At 69.5% G+C, this 20724-nt stretch carries 21 protein-coding genes; 10 read left to right on the top strand and 11 right to left on the bottom strand.

The genetic code is table 11. The annotated features are described in order from the left end of the window. Nucleotides 1–784: 784 nt before the first annotated feature. Together VGD93_RS01290 and VGD93_RS01285 are read left to right on the top strand one after the other, a co-directional pair. A complete protein-coding gene (locus tag VGD93_RS01290; protein WP_395008401.1) occupies nucleotides 785–1417 on the top strand; it encodes a LolA family protein in 633 nt (210 codons plus the stop codon). A gap of 60 nt (nucleotides 1418–1477) precedes the next feature. Continuing rightward, a complete protein-coding gene (locus tag VGD93_RS01285) occupies nucleotides 1478–2290 on the top strand; it encodes an exodeoxyribonuclease III (RefSeq protein ID WP_395008399.1) in 813 nt (270 codons plus the stop codon). On the opposite strand, the gene VGD93_RS01280 is transcribed toward VGD93_RS01285, so the two are convergent. Both VGD93_RS01280 and VGD93_RS01275 read right to left on the bottom strand, forming a co-directional pair. Then, on the bottom strand, nucleotides 2287–2736 hold the full coding sequence (locus VGD93_RS01280; RefSeq protein ID WP_395008397.1) for a cyclic nucleotide-binding domain-containing protein: 450 nt from the start codon (nucleotides 2734–2736) through the stop codon (nucleotides 2287–2289). The two genes, VGD93_RS01285 and VGD93_RS01280, sit on opposite strands and share 4 nt — an antisense overlap. A 157-nt stretch (nucleotides 2737–2893) precedes the next feature. Continuing rightward, nucleotides 2894–3577 (bottom strand): response regulator transcription factor, encoded by a 684-nt coding sequence (locus VGD93_RS01275; RefSeq protein ID WP_395008396.1) that lies wholly within the window; start codon nucleotides 3575–3577, stop codon nucleotides 2894–2896. A gap of 268 nt (nucleotides 3578–3845) precedes the next feature. Between VGD93_RS01275 and VGD93_RS01270 the strand changes: the two genes are divergently transcribed. Then, on the top strand, nucleotides 3846–4085 hold the full coding sequence (locus tag VGD93_RS01270; protein WP_395008395.1) for a hypothetical protein: 240 nt from the start codon (nucleotides 3846–3848) through the stop codon (nucleotides 4083–4085). A 58-nt stretch (nucleotides 4086–4143) separates the two neighbouring features. On the opposite strand, the gene VGD93_RS01265 is transcribed toward VGD93_RS01270, so the two are convergent. Further along, a complete protein-coding gene (locus VGD93_RS01265; RefSeq protein WP_395008393.1) occupies nucleotides 4144–4809 on the bottom strand; it encodes a YggS family pyridoxal phosphate-dependent enzyme in 666 nt (221 codons plus the stop codon). 119 nt (nucleotides 4810–4928) lie between these two features. On the opposite strand from VGD93_RS01265, the gene leuS reads away from it, so the two are divergent. Genes leuS through holA form a run of 3 tightly spaced genes read left to right on the top strand, consistent with a single transcriptional unit; the run spans nucleotide 4929 to nucleotide 9092 of the window. After that, nucleotides 4929–7577 carry a leucine--tRNA ligase gene (leuS, locus tag VGD93_RS01260; protein ID WP_395008391.1) on the top strand — a complete coding sequence of 883 codons (2649 nt, stop codon included), beginning with the start codon at nucleotides 4929–4931 and terminating at the stop codon, nucleotides 7575–7577. After that, the gene (locus VGD93_RS01255; protein WP_395008389.1) at nucleotides 7564–8073 is read left to right on the top strand and encodes a hypothetical protein; all 510 of its coding nucleotides are present in this window, start codon (nucleotides 7564–7566) and stop codon (nucleotides 8071–8073) included. Before leuS ends, VGD93_RS01255 begins: the two co-directional genes overlap by 14 nt. After that, nucleotides 8070–9092: a DNA polymerase III subunit delta gene (gene holA, locus VGD93_RS01250; RefSeq protein ID WP_395008387.1), complete on the top strand. Its 1023-nt coding sequence runs from the start codon at nucleotides 8070–8072 to the stop codon at nucleotides 9090–9092. The genes VGD93_RS01255 and holA overlap by 4 nt, the downstream gene beginning before the upstream one ends. Before the next feature lie 63 nt (nucleotides 9093–9155). Here the strand turns inward: holA and VGD93_RS01245 are convergent, their stop codons facing one another. From VGD93_RS01245 to hemE, 8 genes are all read right to left on the bottom strand, one after another. Continuing rightward, nucleotides 9156–10019: a ParB/RepB/Spo0J family partition protein gene (locus tag VGD93_RS01245; RefSeq protein WP_395008385.1), complete on the bottom strand. Its 864-nt coding sequence runs from the start codon at nucleotides 10017–10019 to the stop codon at nucleotides 9156–9158. A 10-nt stretch (nucleotides 10020–10029) separates the two neighbouring features. Continuing rightward, nucleotides 10030–10830 (bottom strand): ParA family protein, encoded by an 801-nt coding sequence (locus VGD93_RS01240; RefSeq protein WP_395008383.1) that lies wholly within the window; start codon nucleotides 10828–10830, stop codon nucleotides 10030–10032. Between the two features lie 24 nt (nucleotides 10831–10854). Then, complete coding sequence (gene rsmG / locus VGD93_RS01235; RefSeq protein WP_395008381.1) at nucleotides 10855–11508, bottom strand: 16S rRNA (guanine(527)-N(7))-methyltransferase RsmG; 654 nt, start codon at nucleotides 11506–11508, stop codon at nucleotides 10855–10857. Then, on the bottom strand, nucleotides 11508–13370 hold the full coding sequence (gene mnmG / locus VGD93_RS01230; RefSeq protein WP_395008379.1) for a tRNA uridine-5-carboxymethylaminomethyl(34) synthesis enzyme MnmG: 1863 nt from the start codon (nucleotides 13368–13370) through the stop codon (nucleotides 11508–11510). Before mnmG ends, rsmG begins: the two co-directional genes overlap by 1 nt. Before the next feature lie 93 nt (nucleotides 13371–13463). Next, the gene (gene mnmE / locus VGD93_RS01225; RefSeq protein ID WP_395008377.1) at nucleotides 13464–14762 is read right to left on the bottom strand and encodes a tRNA uridine-5-carboxymethylaminomethyl(34) synthesis GTPase MnmE; all 1299 of its coding nucleotides are present in this window, start codon (nucleotides 14760–14762) and stop codon (nucleotides 13464–13466) included. Nucleotides 14763–14773: 11 nt separating this feature from the next. Further along, entirely contained in the window at nucleotides 14774–16039 is a 1266-nt protein-coding gene (rho, locus tag VGD93_RS01220; RefSeq protein ID WP_395008375.1) for a transcription termination factor Rho, read from the bottom strand. A gap of 162 nt (nucleotides 16040–16201) precedes the next feature. Then, nucleotides 16202–16627, bottom strand: a complete 426-nt coding sequence (gene hemJ, locus VGD93_RS01215; protein WP_395008373.1) for a protoporphyrinogen oxidase HemJ — start codon at nucleotides 16625–16627, stop codon at nucleotides 16202–16204. Between the two features lie 3 nt (nucleotides 16628–16630). Further along, on the bottom strand, nucleotides 16631–17668 hold the full coding sequence (hemE, locus tag VGD93_RS01210) for a uroporphyrinogen decarboxylase (protein WP_395008371.1): 1038 nt from the start codon (nucleotides 17666–17668) through the stop codon (nucleotides 16631–16633). A gap of 417 nt (nucleotides 17669–18085) precedes the next feature. Between hemE and VGD93_RS01205 the strand changes: the two genes are divergently transcribed. From VGD93_RS01205 to dnaQ, 4 genes are all read left to right on the top strand, one after another. After that, entirely contained in the window at nucleotides 18086–18688 is a 603-nt protein-coding gene (locus tag VGD93_RS01205; RefSeq protein ID WP_395008369.1) for a Maf family protein, read from the top strand. Then, nucleotides 18679–19512 carry a shikimate dehydrogenase gene (locus VGD93_RS01200; RefSeq protein WP_395008405.1) on the top strand — a complete coding sequence of 278 codons (834 nt, stop codon included), beginning with the start codon at nucleotides 18679–18681 and terminating at the stop codon, nucleotides 19510–19512. Before VGD93_RS01205 ends, VGD93_RS01200 begins: the two co-directional genes overlap by 10 nt. A gap of 2 nt (nucleotides 19513–19514) precedes the next feature. Further along, a complete protein-coding gene (coaE, locus tag VGD93_RS01195; protein ID WP_395008403.1) occupies nucleotides 19515–20114 on the top strand; it encodes a dephospho-CoA kinase in 600 nt (199 codons plus the stop codon). Continuing rightward, nucleotides 20111–20724, top strand: a 614-nt coding sequence (gene dnaQ / locus VGD93_RS01190) for a DNA polymerase III subunit epsilon (RefSeq protein WP_395008367.1), incomplete at its 3' end; no start/stop codon positions are given. The genes coaE and dnaQ, both read left to right, overlap by 4 nt.

Below are 20724 nucleotides of genomic sequence, written 5' to 3'. Positions count from 1 at the left end.
CGCTTCGGGGCGCCGCTGGGGAGGAGCATAGGGCCGGTGCAGGGGACGGGGATTACTTTTTCCGGCGCGCTGCGACGGCAGCACCCGTGCCCCGCGGCACCACCCCCTCCCCGACCCTCCCCACGCTGACGCGGGGGAGTGTGAAGAGTGCGTCGCGGCCGGTTCCGGCGGGTGCAGGGACGCGTGCGGCCGGTTCCGGTGGGTGCAGGGAAGCGTTGCGGCCGGTTCCGGCGGGTGCAGGGACGAGTTGCGGCTGGCTTTGGCTGGTGAGGGTGGCCGCTGCCGGCCTTGGTGGCACCATTGGGCCAAGCGCACCGGGGGACACCCTCCCCCTTGTGGGGAGGGTTGGGGAGGGGGGCACCCGCCCGCCGCGCCGGAGAACAGGCGCGACCGCACGATCCGGCCCCAACCACCGGGCCCGGGCGGTCCCCTTTCCCCTCAAGGGCGGAGGGTGCCGACTGCGGCACCCGACCCGCGGCACCACCCCCTCCCCGACCCTCCCCGCGCTTCGCGGGGGAGGGTGAAGAGTGCGTCGCGGCCGGCTCCGGGGGGTGAGGCGAGCGTTGCGGCTGGCTTCGGCTGGTGAAAATGCCCGCTGCCGGCCTTGGGGGCACCATTGGGCCAAGCGCACCGGGGGACACCCTCCCCCTTGTGGGGAGGGTTGGGGAGGGGGCACCCGCCGCCGCGAGGGGGCGCCGGCTTTGCCTGTGGAGCTTTTCCACCTCTTGCCGCATTCTGTGCCTAGGCTAGTTTGAACGTCCTCGCAGCGGGAAACCCCTTGCCCATGATTCGCCGCCGTTTTCTTGCCGCCGTCGCCGCGCTTCTCGTCCTCTCCGTCCCGGCCGTGGCGCAGGACGAGCCGCGCCGGCTGACCGAGGAAGAGGTGGCGCTGATCAACGAGATCAGCGCCCACAATTCCGCGATCCGGACCATGGCGGGACGGTTCCTGCAGATCGACACGCAGGGCAACCGCATCGAGGGCACGTTCTTCATCGAGCGCCCGGGCAAGGTGCGCTTCCGCTACAACCCGCCCAGCCGCGAGGAGATCATCTCGGTCGGGCGCGGCTTCTACGTCATCGACCGCAAGGAAGAGACGAAATACGCCTACCCGCAGGACAAGGTACCGCTGCGCCAGTTCCTCGAATCGGACATCGACCTGCTGGCGGCCAACATCGTCGCCATCGACCAGTCGGACGCCTATCTGTCCCTCACCCTGCAGGACGACACACCCGTCGGCCTCGTCTCGGTCACGCTGGTGTTCGACAAGGACAGCAAGGACCTGGTGCAGTGGGTGCTGGTCGATCCGGGCGGCGCCGAACTGACCTTCTCGCTGTACGACGTGCAGAAGGATGTTGAGATTCCCAAGTCATATTTCTATATCGACCCTACCTACCGCGCGGTCGACCCCACCAAGTGAGCCGTTCGCGGTCGAGCGCCCCCGACGGGGCGCGCGATCTCCGTCCGGAATCCTGCCTGCATGCCCCTCAGCCTTGCCACCTGGAACATCAACTCGGTCCGCCTCCGGCTGCCCATCGTCCTCGATTTCCTGCGCCAGTACGGCCCCGACATCCTGTGCCTGCAGGAGATCAAGTGCCGCAACGACCAGTTTCCGGCGCGCCAGCTGGCGGAGGCCGGCTATCCGCACCAGGCCGTGCACGGCCAGAAGGGCTATCATGGCGTCGCCATCCTCTCGCGGGCGCCGCTCACCGAAATTGCGAGCCGCACCTTCTGCGGCATCGAGGAGAGCCGGCACGTCTCGGCCATCGTCGATTTCGGCCGCGGCCCGCTGACCGTCCATAATTTCTACATCCCGGCCGGCGGCGATGAGCCGGATCCCGAGATCAACCGCAAGTTCCGCCACAAGCTCGATTTTCTGGCCGAACTCGGCGCCTGGTTCGCCGAGCCGGGATTCGCATCGGGCCAGCTGATCTGCGGCGATTTCAACATCGCCCCGCACGAGAACGACGTGTGGAGCCACAAGCAGCTGCTCAAGGTGGTCAGCCATACCCCGGTCGAGACCGCCGCTCTGGACGGACTGCTGACCGGCGGGCACGGCTGGGTGGACCTGGTGCGCCGCCACATCCCGCACGAGCACAAGCTCTATTCGTGGTGGAGCTACCGCAACCGCGACTGGCAGGCCTCCGACCGCGGCCGCCGGCTCGACCACATCTGGTCGACGTCCGATATCGCCGCCCGCTCGAGCGGCGCCGAGATCATCCGGCCGGCGCGCGGCTGGAGCGACAAGCCCTCGGACCACGTGCCGGTGCTGGTGCGCTTCGCGCCGCGCTAGCCGATCCGGCCGCGCACCCGCTCGATGGCGCCGAGATAGCCGGCGAGTTCGCCCCTGATCTTGTCGGCGGCCCGCGCCGCGAGATCGGGATATTGCTGCGCCAGCTTCATGAAGGCGGTGCGCGGCACGAACAGCGTTTCCACCGCGTCGACGGCCTTGACCGTCACCGGCCGCGGTCTTGCCACCACCAGGGCCATGGCCCCCAGCACCGCCCCTTCCTCGTGCACGAGGAAGGGGTCGTCCTCGCCGCCCTCGCGCAGCGTCGCCACGGTGCCCGAGACCAGCACATGCGCGCCCTCGGGCACGTCGCCGCTGCGGTAGATCACCGAGCCGGGCCGGAAGCGCGTCCGTTCGCTGGCGAAGGCCAGCAACCGGCGCTGCTCGGCGTCGCAGATTTCGAAGAAATCCGCGCGCCCAAGGATTGTCGCCGCGTCGTCCAGCTGCATGCCCTAATCGATCCCCGCGCCAGTTCGCGCCCGAGCCGGCCCGGCCCGTGCGCGCGCTTTGCATCGATATAGAGCATGTCTGAGACGGAACCGGAATCCATTTCCCGGCAAAAAGGCCACGCAAAGCGCAGCCGCCCCCGCGTGGCCGGTGGCACGCCTAGGGCACCAGGCGGTAGCCGCCCTCCTCGGTGACCAGCAGCCGGGCGTTGGAGGGGTCGCGCTCGATCTTCTGGCGCAGCCGGTAGATGTGGGTCTCGAGCGTATGCGTGGTGACGCGGTTGTTGTAGCCCCACACCTCCTTGAGCAGCACGTCGCGGGTGATGGTCTTGGGCCCCTGCCGGTACAGGTACTTGAGGATCGAGGTTTCCTTGTCGGTCAGCCGTACCTTCTGGCCGTCGGCGGATTCGAGCAGCTTGGCCGCCGGCTGGAAGGCGTAGGGGCCGATGGTGAAGACCACGTCCTCGCTCTGGTCGTGCTGGCGCAGCGCGGCGCGCAGGCGCGCCAGCAGCACGGAGAACTTGAACGGCTTGGTGACGTAGTCGTTGGCCCCCGCCTCGAGCCCGAGAATCTCGTCGGAATCGGTGTCGTGGCCGGTGAGCATCAGGATCGGGCTCTTGAAGCCGTTGCGGCGCAGGATCTTGACCGCCTCGCGCCCGTCCATGTCCGGCAGGCCGACATCGAGGATCATGAGATCGACATGGCTGTCGCGGACCCTTGCCAGCGCCTCGGAGCCGGTCGCGGCCTCGATCACCTCGAACTCGCGGTAATGGGACAACTGGTCGACCAGCGTCCGGCGCAGTTCGGCGTCATCATCGACCAGGAAGATCCGTCTCTTGTTCATCCCCATCCCCGATCAGGTGAGTTCAGTTAAGTGTGGCATCGCGGGTCCGCCAATCACAAGCCCGTGACGCCTGATAACAACGTGATCCGCCAGCGCAAAGTTTCAGCCGACAAGGATCTTGCCGGCTTGACCGGGATCAAGCGAAGCGGGGCGGCACCCGGTCCCCGGCGGCCACAACATTTCCGCACAATGGCCTTGCCGGCGGCCGAAACAGGCCACGAGCCGACACTAGCGTCGCCGGCGTGAAGCAGCGAGGGGAGCACTGTTGATGGGCAAGACTGCACAGGCCGGCCCGGCGCCGGAACAGGACACGGCCGACATGTCCGGCGACGCCGACGGCGTCGACCTCGAGGCCGGGATCGCGTCGATCTTCGCGGCCATCCGCTCCGGCGGCGACGCCGACGGCGAGCGGGCGGCGGGCGAGGTGCCGGAAGACAGCGGCGCCACCTACGACCTGCTGGCCCGGCTCGACCAGCTGTGGCAGGGGGCGGGGTCGGGAGAAGCCTAGCCGCGCCAGACTATCGGTTGAACATGGCCGCCGCCCGGGATGCTATGGCGCCATAGCGTCATGGCCGCGCCCCGAACAGGGCGCTGCCGACGCGTACATGCGTGGCCCCCATGGCGATGGCGGTCTCGAAATCGGCGCTCATCCCCATCGACAGGAAGGCGACCCCGGCCTCGCGGCCGAGAGCGGCGAGATGGGCGAAATAGGGGCCTGCCGGTTCGCCTTCGGGCGGGATGCACATCAGTCCCACGACATCGAGCCCGTGCGCCGTGCGGCAACGCCCGACAAAGGCGACGGCCTCGGCCGGGGCGATGCCGGCCTTCTGCGCCTCGCCGCCGATATTGACCTGCACGAAGACCGGCAGCGACTTGCCGGCACGCTGCATTTCGGCGGCCAGCACGCCGGCGAGGCGGTCGCGGTCGACGCTCTCGATGACGTCGAACAGCGCCACGGCGTCGCGCGCCTTGTTGGTCTGCAGCGGCCCGATGAGGTGCAGGCTGAGGTCGGGGTACTCGGCCCGCAGCGCCGGCCATTTCTGCCTGGCCTCCTGCACGCGGTTCTCGGCGAAGATGCGTTGCCCGGCCTGCAGATAGGGGCGTACGGTGTCGGCGTCGAAGGTCTTGGACACCGCCACCAGTTCGACGCGCCCGGGCGGCGGCCCGAAGCGGGCGCGGGCCTGCTCGATGCGGGCCCGGATGCCGGCCAGCCGTTCGGCTGCATTCGTCACGCTGTCGTCCACCGGAACCCCCGCTTGCTGTTGACCGCCCAAGGCTTTTCTGATGATGGTCCGGTAGCCAAAAACCCCCCGCCGCGCAATCGAAAGCGCACCCTGAGGACGTCGAGCAAGTGACTGCCAAGAGCGTAGAACGCTACAACCCGCGCGTTGAAGAACCCCGCTGGCAAAGACTGTGGGAGGAGCGGCAGAGCTTCGTCGTCAGCAACGACGACCCGCGCCCGCGCTACTACGTGCTCGAGATGTTCCCCTATCCGTCCGGCCGCATCCATATGGGGCACGTGCGCAACTATACCATGGGGGACGTGTTGGCGCGCTACAAGCGCGCCCGCGGCTTCAACGTGCTGCACCCGATGGGCTGGGACGCCTTCGGCCTGCCGGCCGAGAACGCCGCCATCGAGCGCGGCGTCCACCCCGGCACCTGGACGCGCCAGAACATCGCGGCGATGAAGGCCCAGCTCAAGGCCATCGGGCTCGGCCTCGACTGGTCGCGCGAGATCGCCACCTGCGACGTCGCCTACTACCACCAGCAGCAGAAGCTGTTCCTCGACTTCCTCGAGGCCGGGCTGGTGGCGCGCAAGCAGTCCAAGGTCAACTGGGATCCGGTCGACATGACCGTGCTGGCCAACGAGCAGGTCATCGACGGGCGCGGCTGGCGCTCTGGCGCCCCGGTCGAGCAGCGCGAGCTGACGCAGTGGTTCCTCAAGGTGTCGGACTACTCCGAAGCGCTGCTCGAGGCGCTGGACGGGCTCGACGGCTGGCCCGAGAAGGTGCGCGTCATGCAGCGCAACTGGATCGGCCGCTCGGAGGGGCTGCGCCTGCTGTTCGAAGTGCTGCCGGGCGCGTCCGCCGGCGCTACCAGCATCGAGGTGTTCACCACCCGCCCCGACACCATCTTCGGGGCGAGCTTCATCGCCCTGTCGCCCGACCACCCGCTCGCCGCCCGGCTGGCCGAGAGCGACGGCGCCCTGCGCGACTTCATCGCCGAATGCCACCGCCAGGGCACGGCCACCGAAGTCATCGAGAAGGCCGAGAAGCACGGCCATTTCACCGGCCTGAGGGTCAGGCACCCGGTGCGTGACGGCGAGACGCTGCCGGTCTATGTCGCCAATTTCGTGCTCATGGACTACGGCACCGGCGCCATCTTCGGCTGCCCGGCGCACGACCAGCGCGACCTCGATTTCGCCCGCCGCTACGGCCTGCCGGTGCTGCCGGTGGTGCTGCCCGAGGGGGCCGATCCCGCCGCCTTTGCGGTGGAAGACGAGGCCTATACCGGGCCGGGCACCATCTACAATTCGGGCTTTCTCGACGGGCTCGCGATCGAGGCCGCCAAGGCGCGTATCGCCGCCCATTTCGGCGGGCGCGAGGTGGACGGCCGGCCGCAGGGCGTGGTCGAGGTCAACTACCGGCTGCGCGACTGGGGCATCTCGCGCCAGCGCTACTGGGGCTGCCCCATCCCGGTCGTGCACTGCGAGGTGTGCGGCACGGTCCCGGTGCCGCACAAGGACCTGCCGGTGGTGCTGCCCGACGACGTGAGCTTCGACCGGCCGGGCAATCCGCTCGACCACCATCCGACCTGGAAGCACGTCGCCTGCCCGCGCTGCGGCGGCCCGGCCCAGCGCGAAACCGACACCATGGACACCTTCGTCGATTCGTCCTGGTATTATGCCCGCTTCACCGCCCCCGGCGCCGCGGGCCCGACCGACCGCGCCGCCGCCGACGCCTGGCTGCCGGTCGACCAGTATATCGGCGGCATCGAGCACGCCATCCTGCACCTGCTGTATTCGCGCTTCTTCGCGCGGGCCATGCACAAGACCGGGCACGTCTCCGTCGACGAGCCGTTCCGCGGCCTGTTCACCCAGGGCATGGTCACCCACGAGACGTACAAGTCGGGGAGCGGGGAATGGCTCGCGCCCGAGGACGTGGTGCTCGAGGCAAGCGGCGAGACGCGGACAGCGCGCCACGCCGAGACCGGCGCCCCGGTCGCCATCGGCGCCATCGAAAAGATGAGCAAATCCAAGAAGAACGTGGTCGACCCGGACGAGATCGTCGCGACCTACGGGGCCGACACGGCGCGCTGGTTCATGCTGTCCGACTCGCCGCCGGAGCGCGACGTGCAGTGGACCGAGGCCGGCATCGAGGGCGCCGGCCGCTTCCTGCAGCGCGTGTGGAAACTGGTGCACGAGAGCATCGGGGTGTTCGAGCGCTTCCCGGGCGCCGTCGCACCGAGCGTCCTCGAGGAGGGGGAACTCCTGGAAGTCCGCCGGCTCACGCACCGCACCGTGGCGCGGGTGGGTGAGGATATCGAGGCGCTGCGCTTCAACCGCGCCGTCGCCCATATCTACGAACTGGCCAACGGGCTGAGCCGGCTGGCCAGCGAGGAGACGGCACCGGCCGCGATGTTCGGCACCGCCGGCCACGTCGGCGTGCTGCGCGAGGGCATCGAGCGGCTGGTGCAGCTGCTGGCGCCGATGATGCCGCATCTGGCCGAGAGCTGCTGGGCCGCGCTCGGCAAGGACGGCATCGTGGCCGACGCCCCCTGGCCCGAGGCCGATCCCGGCCTGCTGGTCGAGGCCAGCATCGTCTTGCCGGTGCAGGTCAACGGCAAGCGCCGCGGCGAGATCAGCGTGCCGGTCGACGCGTCGCAGGCGACGATCGAGAAAGAGGCCTTGTCACTGGAGGCGGTCAGCCGCATGCTCGGCGGCAGCGCGCCGAAAAAGGTGATCATCGTGCCCAACAGGATCGTCAATGTCGTCGTCTAGGCCGCGCTGGCGCGGCGGCCGCATCGGGCTGGCGCTGGCAGCGGCTGTGCTGGCGCTCGGCGGCTGCACGCTGACGCCGGTCTATGGCGAGCGCGGGGTCGGCGCGGCGCGGCTGGAAGTGGCCTATAGCGCGCCCGCGACGCGGCTCGACCAGATCGTGATTGAGGACCTGGCGCTGCGCCTCGGCAAGGGGGGCGGCCCGGGGGCGCCGCAGGTCGCCATTTCGACCAGCGCGGCCAATCGCGCCCTCACCCACAGCAACACCGCCCGCCCGACCAAGGCCAACGAAGTGACGGTCAGCGTCGCCTATACCGTCACCGTAGCCGGCAAGGTCGTCGCCGTCGGCAATCGCGCGGCGAGCGCCGCGTGGACGACGCGCGGCCAGGTGCTGGCCGACGAGGAGGCGCGCCGCGAAGCCGAGGAGCGCGCGGCCCGCGCCGCCGCCGAGACGGTGCGGCTTGCCATCCTGGGGGCATTGGCCGGGCCGCGGCCGTGACCGCGCTCAAGGCGCACGAGGTCGAGCGCTTCGTCGCGCATCCGGATGTCAGCGACGGCGTGTTTCTCGTCTACGGCCCGGACGCCGGGCTGGTGCGCGAGATCGGCCTCAGGCTGACCGGGCGTTTCGGCGGCGACGATGCCGGCGGCATGAACCTCGTCACCCTCGACGGCGGCGAACTCGAGGCCGAGCCGTCCCGGCTCCTGCTCGAGGCGCGGACCACCTCGCTGTTCGGCGAGAAGCGCGTGGTGCGGGTGCGTGGCCCCGGCAAGGCGCTCGCCGCCCCGCTCGCCGAACTGCTGGCGGCGCCGCAGGGCGCCGCCGTGATCCTCGAGGCCGGCAATTTGACGCCGCGCGATCCGCTGCGCACCCTGGTCGAAGGCGCCGCCGCCGGGCGGGCCCTGCCCTGCTATCCGGACAACGAGGCGACGCTGCTCAGATTGATCGGTGACACCCTGGCCAAGGCCGGCATCCGGGCGGCGCCCGACGTGGCCGCGACGTTGCGCGATACCCTCGGCAACGACCGCGAGATCACGCGGCGGGAACTGGAAAAGCTCGTGCTGTTTGCCGCCGACAGCAAGCAGCTGACGCGCGACGACGTGCTCGCCCTGTGCGCCGACAACGCGGCGCTGGTGCTCGACGAGATCGCCGACGCCGTTGGCACCGGCCACGCCGCCCGGCTCGACGCGGCGCTCGCCCGGGCGCTGGCCGCTTCGGTCAACCCGCAGCAATTATTGGCCGGGGTGCAGCAGCATTTCGCCGCTTTGCGGCGCTGGCGGGCGGAAGTCGATGCCGGCCGGTCGGTGCGCGAGGTGCTCGACCGGGCGCGGCCGAAACCGCATTTCTCGCGGCGCGGCGCGCTGGAACAACAGCTGCGGCTGTGGCCGGACACCGCCCTCGCCGCCGCGAGCGAGCGGCTCCATGGCGCCACCGCCGACGCCCGCAAGCGCCACGACATGCAGGCGACCATCGCCAAGCGGGCGCTGCTCGCGGTGTGCACCATGGCGGCGGAGCGCTGACCACGCCGTTTCACGTGAAACCCGCCCGGAGCGCCGGGCGAGATACCGCCGGCGCCCGCGCCCTCAGCCGCCGAGCCTGCCGCAGACGAGCTCGAGCTGGTCGAGAGTGCGATAGCGGATCTCGATGCGGCCACCCTCGTCCCTGTGGTCGATGCTGACGGCGAGGCCGAGGGCATCGGACAGGCGTTTTTCCAGCGCCGCGGTATCGGCGTCCTTGTCGCGCGCAGCGCCGGGGCGGCGGCGCGGGGCGCTGCCACGCTGGTTGAGCGCTTCGGCCTCGCGCACGGACAGCCCGCCCCCGACGATGCGGCGGGCAAGGCCGGCCGGGTCCTCGGCGGTAATCAGCGTGCGGGCGTGCCCGGCCGTCAGCTCGCCGCGGGCGAGCATGTCGCGCACGTCCTGCGGCAGGCGCAGCAGGCGCAGCGTATTGGCGACGTGCGAGCGGCTCTTGCCGATGACCTGGGCCAGGTCCTGCTGCGTGTAGCCGAACTGCTCGATGAGCTGGCCGTAGCCCTGCGCCTCCTCGAGCGGGTTGAGGTCGACGCGCTGCACGTTCTCGATGATGGCGAGCTCGAGCGCTTCCTTGTCGTCGACATCGCGAATCAGGACCGGCACTTCGTGCAGCCCGGCGCGCTGCGCGGCGCGCCAGCGGCGCTCGCCGGCGATGATCTCGAACAGGTTGGGGTCCCTGGTCGGGCGCACCAGCAGCGGCTGCATCACCCCCTTCTCGCGGACGGAATTGGTCAGTTCCTCGAGCTGGGCGGCATCGAATTCGCGGCGCGGGTTGGCGCGGTTGGCGGTCAGGAACTCGACCGGCAGGCGCTTGGCGCCGCCCGACGAATCCGCCACCCGGGCGCCCTCCAGGGTGGCCATGTCGCCGATCAGGGCGGCGAGGCCGCGGCCGAGCCGCGATGGTTTGTCCTGCATTGGCTTTTCCTCAGGCAGCATGCAAGCGCCGCTCCCGCCGGATCACTTCCGTCGCCAGCCGCAGATAGGCCTGGCTGCCGGCGCATTTGAGATCGTAGAGCAGGGCGGGCTTGCCATAGGAGGGCGCCTCCGACAGCCGCACGTTGCGCGGGATGACGGTGTCGTAGACGAGGTCGCCCATTTCCGTGCGCACGTCGTGCAGCACCTGCTCGGACAGGTTGTTGCGCTTGTCGAACATGGTCATCACCACGCCCTGGATGGAGAGGCGCGGGTTGAGCGTCGAGCGGATATGCTCGATGGTCTGCAGCAACTGGCTGAGCCCCTCGAGGGCGAAGAACTCGCATTGCAGCGGCACCAGCACGGCGTCGGCGGCCACCAGCGCGTTGACCGTCAGCAGGTTGAGCGAGGGCGGACAATCGACCAGCACGTAGCTCACCGGCTTGCCGTTGATGCGCAACTCGTCGAGGGCGCGCATGGCGTCGCGCAGGCGGAAGGTGCGGTCGGCGTGCTGGGCGATGGTCATCTCGACGCCAAGCAGATCCATGGTCGAGGGTACGATGGCGACGTTGGGCACCGACGTCATCACCGCCGCCTCGGCGATGCGGGCCTCCCCGACCAGCAACTCGTAGCTTGAAACGACGCGGCCGGCCCGCGCGATGCCGAGCCCGGTCGAGGCATTGCCCTGCGGGTCGAGGTCGATGATCAGCACGCGTTCGCCGATGGCGGCGAGCGCGGTGGCGAGGTTGATCGCCGTGGTGGTCTTGCCGACCCCGCCCTTCTGGTTGGCGAGGGTCAAGATTCGCGGAGCCAATCCGGCCTCCTGCTGTGCCTCTAACTATTTGGTTCTCAAGCGCAAATTGCTGATCTCAAGAACCACGCCGCCGGCATCGGTGACGCTTTGGTGTCTTACCACGTCATGGTGCCAGACCGCACCCGATTCGGCTAACTCTTCAACATGTTCCCTGCCCTTGTGCAGCAGCGCCCGGGTTTTTGGGCCGAAGAACGGGGCAAGCAGCGGGCACAGCACCGGCAACGGCGCCAGCGCCCGGGCGGTGATGACGTCGATCGGGCCCAGCTGCGCCGGGTCGATATCCTCGCTGCGGCGCGCGTCGACGGTGACGGCGAGGCCGAGTTCGCGGGCCACGGCGCGCAGGAAGCTGGCCTTGCGGGCATTGGCTTCGACCAGGACGAAGCGGCAGGGACGGCCCTTGAGGGCGATGGCCAGCGGCAGCGCAGGAAAGCCGCCGCCGCTGCCGAGATCGAGAAAGGCGGCGTCGTCCGGCCTGAGCAGCAGCAGGAGTTGCAGGCTGTCGGCGACGTGCCGCGTCCACACCTCGCCCAGTGTTTCACGTGAAACCAGGTTCTGCACGCGCTGCCACTTGACCAGCAGGGCATGGAAGGCCTCGAGGTCGGCGGCGACGTCGGCTGCCGGGCGCGGCACCAGCGCCGCGTAGGGCGCCACCGCCGCCAAAGCGGGAGGCGACGCCATCAGCCGGCCCGGCGCAGCGTGCCGCGACGCATCACCGACAGCAGCAGCGTGATGGCAGCCGGGGTCACCCCGTCGATGGCCTGCGCCTGCGCGATCGTCGCCGGGCGCGCCTGCTGCAGCTTCTGGCGCACCTCGATGGAGAGGCCGGGCAGCGCCGCGTAATCGAGCCAGTCCGGGATCACGCGGCTCTCGTCGCGGCGCACCGCCTCGACATCGGCCCGCTGGCGCTCGAGATAGACGGCGTACTTGGCGTCGATCTCGAGTTGCGCCAGGATGTCCGGAGCCAGGCCGCAGATTTCCGGCCACAGCCGTATCAGGTCGTCGACCGTCGTCGCCGGATAGGCCATCAGGTCGAAGGCGCTGCGCGCGACGCCATCGGCATTGACGGCAATCCCGGCGCGTCGCGCCGAGGTCGGGCTGATGCTGAGGCTGTCGAGCAGCTTGCGGCCGGCGGCCAGCGCCGCCTGGCGCTGCCGGAACAGCTCGGCCCGCCTTTCCCCCACGAGCCCGGTGGCGATCCCCAACGGCGCCAGGCGCTGGTCGGCGTTGTCGCTGCGCAGATGCAGGCGGAATTCCGCGCGCGACGTGAACATGCGATATGGCTCCGAGACGCCGCGCGTCACGAGATCGTCGATCATGACGCCGGTGTAGCTGTCGGTGCGCGACAGCAGCATCGGCGGGCGGCCCAGCGTCGCCAGGGCGGCGTTGGCGCCGGCGAGAATCCCCTGGGCGCCGGCCTCTTCATAACCTGTTGTACCGTTAATTTGCCCGGCCAGATACAGGCCAGGAAGCCGTTTCATTTCAAGCGAGTGGCGAAGTTCGCGTGGGTCGACGTAATCATATTCGATGGCGTAGCCCGGCCGCAGCACGCGCACGTTCTCGAGCCCCGGCATGGTGCGCAGAAACGCGTCCTGGACGTCGGCCGGCAGCGAGCTCGACAGCCCGTTGGGATAGATGGTGTCGTCGTCCAGCCCCTCGGGCTCGAGGAAGATCTGGTGGCTGTCGCGGTCGGCGAAGCGCACCACCTTGTCCTCGATCGACGGGCAGTAGCGCGGTCCGCGGCTCTGGATCCGCCCCGAGTACATGGCCGACCGGTGGATATTGGCGGTGATCAGCCGGTGCGTCTCGGTCGTGGTGCGCGTGACGAAACAGCTCACCTGCGGCGTGGTGATGGACGTCGTCAGCGCCGAGAACGGCTCGGGCGGATCGTCCCCCCGCTGCTCGTCGAGCACGCTGAAATCGATGCTGTTGCGATCGAGCCGGGCCGGGGTGCCGGTCTTCAGCCGGCCGAGCCGCAGCCCGAGCGCCTCGAGCCGCACCGACAGGCCGAGCACCGGGCCCTCGCCGGCGCGGCCGGCGGGGATCGTTTCCTCACCGCGATGGATCAGCCCCCGGAGGAAGGTGCCGGTCGTCAGGACCACGGCGGCGGCGGTGAACCGGCGGCCATCGAGCAGCACCACGCCGCCGACGCGGCCGTCGACGAGGGCAAGGTCGTCCACTTCCCCCTCGATGATCTCGAGTTGGGCCTGGGCCTGCAGCGCCGCCTGCATCGCCCGCTTGTAGAGTTTGCGGTCGGCCTGCGCCCGCGGGCCGCGGACGGCCGGGCCCTTGCGCCGGTTGAGGACGCGAAACTGGATACCGGCGGCGTCGGCGACGCGGCCCATGAGGCCGTCGAGCGCGTCGACCTCGCGCACCAGATGGCCCTTGCCGAGGCCGCCGATCGCCGGATTGCAGCTCATTTCGCCGATGGTGGCGCGCTTGTGCGTGATCAGCGCCGTGGGCACGCCCAGCCGCGCCGCCGCCGCCGCCGCTTCGCACCCGGCGTGCCCGCCACCCACCACGATCACGCCAAATTCGCTCATTGCCTGCTCCTTGGGGGGCTCGGTCTAGGCCATTGTTTCACGTGAATCAACAACGCGGGGCACGCGGCGTCCGCCACTGTTTCACGTGAATCCCTATTTGCCGATGCAGAAGGCGCTGAACAGCCGGTCGAGCACGGCTTCCGCATCGATGCGGCCGACCAGCCGCTCCAGCGCCTGGGTCGCGGCGCGCAGCGATTCGGCGGCGAGTTCGGGGCTGTGCAGCGTCGCCATGGCGTCGTTGAGCGCCGCACTGGCCGCGGTCAGGGCCGCCAGGTCGCGCTCGCGGCTGAGCAGGGCGGGCGCGCCGGCCACCGCATCGGCGGCAAAGCGGCGCAATTGCGCCAGGAGCGGTGCGAGGCCCTCGCCGGTGCGCGTCGAGATGGCGGCGTCGAGGGCGCCTGGCACCGGGCCGATATCGACCTTGGTGGCAACCCGCCACAGCGGCGCAGCGATACCGGCCGGTTCCGCTTCGGGCGGGACATCCGGCGCCATGAGCCACAGCACCAGGTCGGCCCGGGCGATCTCGTGGCGGGCCCGGCGGACGCCTTCGGCCTCGGCGAGGCTCTCGGTCTCGCGCAGGCCGGCCATGTCGAGCAGGATCACCAGCCGGCCATCGAGATCGATGGGAACTTCGCGCACGTCGCGGGTCGTTCCCGCCTCGGGCGTGACGATGGCCACGTCGGAACGGGCCAGGGCATTGAGCAGGCTGGACTTTCCGGCGTTGGGCGGCCCCGCCAGCGCCACCCGCAGGCCTTCGCGCACGATGCGGCCGCGTCCAACTGTCTCGATCGCTTCGGCAAACTCGCCTGCAAGCGCCCGCAGCCCGGGGAGGAAGCCGGCCGGCAGCGCGCCGACATCGGCCTCATCGGAGAAATCCAGCTGCGCCTCGAGTTCGGCACGCGCCGTTGCCAGCCGCTCCCGCCACGTCTCCAACCGACGCGACAGCGCGCCGCTCAGCCGCGCCATAGCTTGGTGGCGCTGCGCTTCGGTCTCGGCCGTGATGAGATCGCCCAGCCCCTCGACTTCGGTCAAGTCGAGCTTGCCGTTCTCGAAGGCGCGCCGAGTGAACTCCCCGGCCTCGGCGAGGCGCCCGCCGGCCGCCGTCAGCGCCCGCAGCAGGGCCCGCACCACTGCCGGGGACCCGTGCACCTGCAGTTCGGCACAATCCTCGCCGGTGAAGCTGCGGGGGGCGGGGAACCAGGCGACGAGGCCGCGATCGACGAGGTCGCCGCCCACCGTGATGTCCGTCAGGGCCAGGCGGCGGGGCGGCGGCAGCGCGGGCAGCAGCCCGGACAGCAGCGCTGCAGCGCCGGGGCCCGAGATGCGGATGACCGCCACGCCCGACGGAAGCGCGCCCGAGGACAGGGCGACGATGGTGTCGCCGTGGCGCATGGACGGCCGCGTCAGGTGTTCATCGACTCGAAGAACTCCGCATTGGTCTTGGTCTGGCGGAGCTTGTCGAGCAGGAACTCGATGGCATCGACCGTGCCCATCGGATTGAGGATGCGGCGCAGCACGTACATCTTGCGCAGGATGTCGGGCTCGACCAGCAGCTCTTCCTTGCGGGTGCCGGACTTGGTGACGTCGATGGCGGGGAAGACGCGCTTGTCGGACACCTTGCGGTCGAGCACGATCTCGGAGTTGCCGGTGCCCTTGAACTCCTCGAAGATCACTTCGTCCATGCGGCTGCCGGTATCGATCAGCGCCGTCGAGATGATGGTGAGCGAGCCGCCGTCCTCGATGTTGCGGGCGGCGCCGAAGAAACGCTTCGGCCGCTGCAGGGCGTTGGCGTCGACGCCGCCGGTCAGCACCTTGCCCGAGCTCGGCACCACGGTGTTGTAGGCGCGCCCGAGCCGGGTGATGGAATCGAGCAGGATGACGACGTCGCGCTTGTGCTCGACCAGGCGCTTGGCCTTCTCGATGACCATCTCGGCGACCTGGACGTGGCGCGAGGCGGGCTCGTCGAAGGTCGAGGAGATGACCTCGCCCTTGACCGAGCGCTGCATGTCGGTGACTTCCTCGGGGCGCTCGTCGATGAGGAGCACGATCAGATAGCACTCGGGATGGTTGATGGCGATCGATTGTGCAATGTTTTGCAACAACACGGTCTTGCCGGTACGCGGGGGAGCAACGATGAGCGCGCGCTGGCCCTTGCCGAGCGGCGCCACGAGGTCCATCACCCGGGCGCTCTTGTCCTTGACCGTCGGGTCGGGCAGTTCGAGGCGCAGCCGCTCGTCGGGGTAGAGCGGGGTGAGGTTGTCGAAATTGACCTTGTGGCGGACCTTCTCGGGGTCCTCGAAATTGATGGTCGAGACCTTGAGCAGGGCGAAGTAGCGCTCGCCTTCCTTGGGCGAACGGATCTGGCCCTCGACGGTGTCGCCGGTCCTGAGCGAAAAGCGGCGGATCTGGCTGGGGCTGACATAGATGTCATCCGGGCCCGGCAGGTAGTTGGCATCCGGCGAGCGCAGGAAGCCGAAGCCGTCGGGCAGCACCTCGACCACCCCCTCGCCGATGATCTCCACCTCACGCGCCGCGAGCTCCTTGAGGATCGCAAACATCAGCTCCTGCTTGCGCATGGTGGAGGCGTTTTCGACTTCGTACTGCTCGGCGAACACCAACAGTTCGGCAGGAGATTTCGCCTTGAGCTCGCTGAGCTTCATATTGTCCATTGACGGGTGACCCTGTGGGGAAGACGGAAAGGAAGGCAAGGAGGGGGTTTGTCACCGCAACGGCGCCGGGGAGACGTCGCTAGAAGGGGGTGTGCCGGCGTTCTTATCCGGAAGCCTGGTCACATTCAAGCGCTTTGCGCGGCCCCGGAAAGCCCGCAATGCCTAGAACGGCTTGACGATGACGGCGATGACGATGACGATCATGAGCAGCGTCGGCACTTCGTTGAGCGCGCGGTAGAAGCGGGCAGGTCGGCTATTGCGATCCTCCGCGAAGGCCCGGCGCGCGGCGCCGAGATAGAGGTGGTAGATGGTCAGCGCGATGACCATGGCCGCCTTGATCCACATCCAGCCGGCGCTGAAATCGATGAGGCCGAAACCGAAGGCGAGCCACAGCCCGAATAGCCACGCGGCCAGCATCGCCGGCGTGGCGATGCCGCGATAGAGCCGCCGCTCCATGACCTTGAAGGTCTCGGACCGGGCCGAGCCCCGCGGCACGTCGGCGTGATAGACGAACAGGCGCGGCAGGTACAGCAGCCCCGCCATCCAGGCTATGATCGCGATCACGTGCAGCGCCCGCACCCATTCCATGGCTCAGCCCCCGCGCACGATCTCGAGCAGTCGCTCGACATGGGCGATCGGCGTCTCCGGCACGATGCCATGCCCGAGGTTGAAGATGTGCGGGCGACCGCGGAAGGCGGCGACGATCTCGCGGGCCCGCTCCTCCATCTGCCGGCCGCCCACGACGAGGCGCAGCGGATCGAGGTTGCCCTGCACGCCGAGGCCGGCCGGCAGTGTCGCCGCGGCGAACTGCAGCGGCGTGGCATAGTCGAGGCCGACGACATTGACGCCGGTCGCCTCGGCATAGGCCGCGATCATGCCGGCGGCGCCGCGCGGAAACCCGATGATCGGGGCATCCGGAAGCTGCCGCCGCACGCCGGCGACGATGCGCCGGTTCGGCTCGATGACGCGCTCGGCAAAGGCCGTTTCATCGAGATTGAGGGCCCAGCTCTCGAACAGCTGCACGACGTCGGCGCCGGCGCGGAACTGTGCCACCAGATAGTCGACGCTGACATCGACGAGGATGTCCATGAGCCGCGCGAACGCCTCCGGCTCGCGCAAGGCGAACAACCGGGCGGCCTGCTGGTCGGGCGAGCCGCGTCCGCCGAGCATGTAGGTTGCAACCGTCCACGGCGAGCCGCAAAAGCCGATCAGCGTCTTGTCGTCGGGCAGTGCCGCCCGCACCCGACGCACCGTTTCCAGCACCGGGGCCAGACGCTCGAGCACCCGTTCCGGGCGCAGCGCCCCGATCGACGCGGCCGAGAGCGGGGTCAGCAGCGGCCCTTCCCCGGTCTCGAAACGCACTTCCTGGCCGAGGGCGTCCGGCACCACGAGGATGTCGGAGAACAGGATGGCGGCGTCGAGGTCGAAGCGCCGGACCGGCTGCAGCGTCACCTCGGTGGCGAGGTCCGGCGTGTAGCACAGTTCGAGAAAGCCGCCGGCGCGACTTCGCAATTCACGATATTCCGGCAGATAGCGGCCGGCCTGGCGCATGATCCAGATCGGTGGCGTGGGCTGGATGGCACCGCGGACCGTCGCCAGCAGGCGTCTTGCGGCGGGCGCCGGGCTCACAGTCGGGTCCTCGGAAGAGAGTCTAGAATCTTTATCTTCATTATCATGGCGGTGTTTTGCCTGAATTGTCGGCAACCCACAACCGGGGGCGGCCGGGACCCTCGGCCGCAACTCCACCGGCCGCCGTTGTGGGGCCGGATCTTGGAGAAATGCTGCGCGGGCGTCGATTCATGCGCGTTAACAAAATCTTAACGCCTTGGGCAAGGTGAACAACCGGTTAACGGCGGAGGAAAAGCGCCGGTTCGTCCGACCGGTTGTCCCCGTTCTTCGTGTTGACGGATCCTTAACCATGCACCGCCGCCTTCCTGTGAACGGATTTGGCGCTCGCGTGCACAACCGGAATGGCCGGTGCCTCGCGGGGTGTTTCGCACCGGCCGGGGCTTGAGTGATGGGGAACAGTGTGGAAAAGCTCCGCCCATGCTCGTCCTTGCTTCCCGCAGTCCTGCCCGCGCGGCCCTGCTCACCGCAGCCGGGCTGCGATTCGCCGTGAGTCCAGCCCAGATCGACGAGCGCGGGCTGGAGGCGCGCGCCCTGGGGACAGGCGCCGGAGCGGGGGATGTTGCCCGCGCCCTGGCCGAGGCCAAGGCGCTTGCCGTCGCGGCCGATCGCCCGGACGCGCTGGTGATCGGCGCCGACCAGGTGCTGGCGCTCGGCTCCGAACTGCTGCACAAGCCCGCCGACCTCGCCGCGACGCGGGCGCAGCTGGACCGGCTGCGGGGGCGGCGCCATACGCTGTGGTGCGGCGTGGCGCTGGCCCGGGCCGGCCACATCCTGTGGTCGGATATCGCCGAGGCGACCCTCACGCTGCGCCGGTTCTCCCCCGTCGAACGCGACCGGGTCCTGGCGCTCGAGGGCGACAGGGTGCTGGGCGCGGTGGGCGGCTATCGGCTCGAAGGCCCGTCGGTGCAGCTGTTCGAGCGCATCGACGGGGACTATTTCACCATTCTGGGCCTGCCGCTCCTGCCGCTGCTTGCGGCCTTGCGCGCCCACGCCCCGCATCTGCTCGAAGGATTCACGTGAAACGCGCTTTCGTCATCGGCCACCCCATCGCCCATTCGCGCTCGCCCCTCATTCACAATAGCTGGCTGAGGGTCTACGGCATCGCCGGCAGCTACGAGCCGATCGACGTGACGCCGGCGCATCTGGGCGAGATCTTCGCCCGCCTGCGCAGCGGGGAATTCGTCGGCGGCAACGTCACCCTGCCGCACAAGGAAGCGACCTACCGGCTGTGCGACAGCGTCGACGCCCTCGCCACCCGCATCGGCGCCGTGAACACGCTGACGGCCAGCGCCGGGCACGTCCATGGCGCCAATACCGACCATTACGGCTTCCTCGCCAATCTCGACCAGCAGGCACCGGGCTGGAGCGAGGGGCCGCGCGATGCAATCGTGCTCGGCGCGGGCGGCGCCTCCCGGGCCGTCGTCGTCGCCCTGCAGCAGCGCGGCACCGGCCTCATCCACATCCTCAACCGCACCCCGGAACGGGCGCGGGCGCTCGCCGCCGAACTCGGCGCGGGCCTCGTCGGGGGCAGCCTTGCAGAGTTTGCGCGGCTGGCGCCCAAGACCGGCTTCGTCGTCAACACCAGCGCCATCGGCATGCACGGCAGCGGCTTCGAGGACTTGCCGCTCGATCTGCTGCCGGCGACGGCGCTGGTCACCGACATCGTCTACACGCCGCTCGAAACCCCGCTGCTGGCGGCGGCGCGGGCCCGCGGCCTGAATGTGGTCGACGGCCTGGGCATGCTGCTGCACCAGGCGGTGCCCGGCTTCGAGGCGTGGTTCGGGACAAGGCCGGAGGTGACCGCCGAATTGCGGGCTGCCATCGCCGCCACGCTGGGGCAATGAGCATGCTCCGGGTCGGCCTCACCGGCTCCATCGCGACCGGCAAGTCCACCGTGCTCGAAATGCTCGCCGAGTCGGGCGTGCCCGTCTTCTCCTCCGACGCGGCCGTGCACGCCCTCTATCGCGGCGCCGCCGTGGCCCCGCTCGAGCGCCTGTTTCCCGGTATTGCCGTCGACGGCGCCATCGACCGCACGGAACTGGCGCGGCGCCTGCTCGCGGCTCCCGGCCGGCTGAGCGAGGTCGAGGCCATCGTCCATCCGCTGGTGCGCGGACAGATCGCCGAGTTCTTCGCCGGCGCCGAGCGCCAGGGCGCGGCGCTTGCGGTCGCCGACATCCCGTTGCTGTTCGAGAACGGGTTCGACCACGGGCTGGACGCGGTTGTCGTTACCGTCGTCGACGAGGCGACGCAGCGGCGCCGGGCGCTGCAGCGTCCGGGAATGACGGTGGAAAAGCTCGACGCCCTGCTTGCCCGCCAGATGCCCCAGGCCGAAAAGCAGGCGCGGGCCGACTACGTCATCGACACCTCGCAGCCCCTGCAGGTCACCCGCGGCAAGGTGGCGGCGCTGCTCGAGGCCCTTCGGGCCCGCTCGCAGGAAGAACCATGAAGCGCGAGATCGTCCTCGATACCGAAACCACCGGCCTGTCGGCGGCGACCGGCGACCGCATCGTCGAGATCGGCTGCATCGAACTCGTCAACCACATTCCGACGGGCAAGCATTTCCACCGCTATCTCAATCCCGAGCGCGACATGCCGGAGGACGCCTACCGCGTGCACGGGCTGTCCGACGAATTCCTGCGCGACAAGCCGCTGTTCGCCGAGGTGGCCGAGGAACTGCTCGCCTTTGTCGGCGATGCCACGCTGATCATCCACAACGCCGCCTTCGACATCAGTTTCCTCAACGCCGAACTGGAGCGGGTAGCGCTGCCGGCGCTCGGCAACGAGGTGATCGACACCGTGGCGTTGGCGCGCGAGGTGCATCCGGGAGCCCGCGTCAGCCTCGATTCGCTGTGCAAGCATTACGGCATCGACAATTCGCGGCGCACCCTGCACGGCGCCCTTCTCGACAGCGAGATCCTGGCCGAGGTCTATCTCGAGCTGATCGGGGGTCGCCAGGTGGCGCTGGCCCTGGTCGAGGACGTGCGGGCGGCTGCGCTCGACCTCGGCGCCGGCCCGCCGGCGGCGCGGCCGCGGCCATCGCCGTTGCCGCCGCGGCT

The organism is Devosia sp. (genome assembly GCF_036406155.1).
Classification (GTDB): domain Bacteria; phylum Pseudomonadota; class Alphaproteobacteria; order Rhizobiales; family Devosiaceae; genus Devosia_A.
The sequence above is the reverse complement of the archived record's forward strand: the minus strand, read 5'-3'. Positions and strand labels throughout refer to the sequence as shown.

Coding starts and splice junctions, on each gene's coding strand:
- VGD93_RS01290 (WP_395008401.1), top strand. CDS start 785: ATGATTCGCCGCCGTTTTCTTGCCGCCGTCGCCGCGCTTCTCGTCCTC.
- VGD93_RS01285 (WP_395008399.1), top strand. CDS start 1,478: ATGCCCCTCAGCCTTGCCACCTGGAACATCAACTCGGTCCGCCTCCGG.
- VGD93_RS01280 (WP_395008397.1), bottom strand. CDS start 2,736: ATGCAGCTGGACGACGCGGCGACAATCCTTGGGCGCGCGGATTTCTTC.
- VGD93_RS01275 (WP_395008396.1), bottom strand. CDS start 3,577: ATGAACAAGAGACGGATCTTCCTGGTCGATGATGACGCCGAACTGCGC.
- VGD93_RS01270 (WP_395008395.1), top strand. CDS start 3,846: ATGGGCAAGACTGCACAGGCCGGCCCGGCGCCGGAACAGGACACGGCC.
- VGD93_RS01255 (WP_395008389.1), top strand. CDS start 7,564: ATGTCGTCGTCTAGGCCGCGCTGGCGCGGCGGCCGCATCGGGCTGGCG.
- VGD93_RS01245 (WP_395008385.1), bottom strand. CDS start 10,019: ATGCAGGACAAACCATCGCGGCTCGGCCGCGGCCTCGCCGCCCTGATC.
- rsmG (WP_395008381.1), bottom strand. CDS start 11,508: ATGGCGTCGCCTCCCGCTTTGGCGGCGGTGGCGCCCTACGCGGCGCTG.
- mnmG (WP_395008379.1), bottom strand. CDS start 13,370: ATGAGCGAATTTGGCGTGATCGTGGTGGGTGGCGGGCACGCCGGGTGC.
- mnmE (WP_395008377.1), bottom strand. CDS start 14,762: ATGCGCCACGGCGACACCATCGTCGCCCTGTCCTCGGGCGCGCTTCCG.
- rho (WP_395008375.1), bottom strand. CDS start 16,039: ATGGACAATATGAAGCTCAGCGAGCTCAAGGCGAAATCTCCTGCCGAA.
- hemJ (WP_395008373.1), bottom strand. CDS start 16,627: ATGGAATGGGTGCGGGCGCTGCACGTGATCGCGATCATAGCCTGGATG.
- VGD93_RS01205 (WP_395008369.1), top strand. CDS start 18,086: ATGCTCGTCCTTGCTTCCCGCAGTCCTGCCCGCGCGGCCCTGCTCACC.
- coaE (WP_395008403.1), top strand. CDS start 19,515: ATGCTCCGGGTCGGCCTCACCGGCTCCATCGCGACCGGCAAGTCCACC.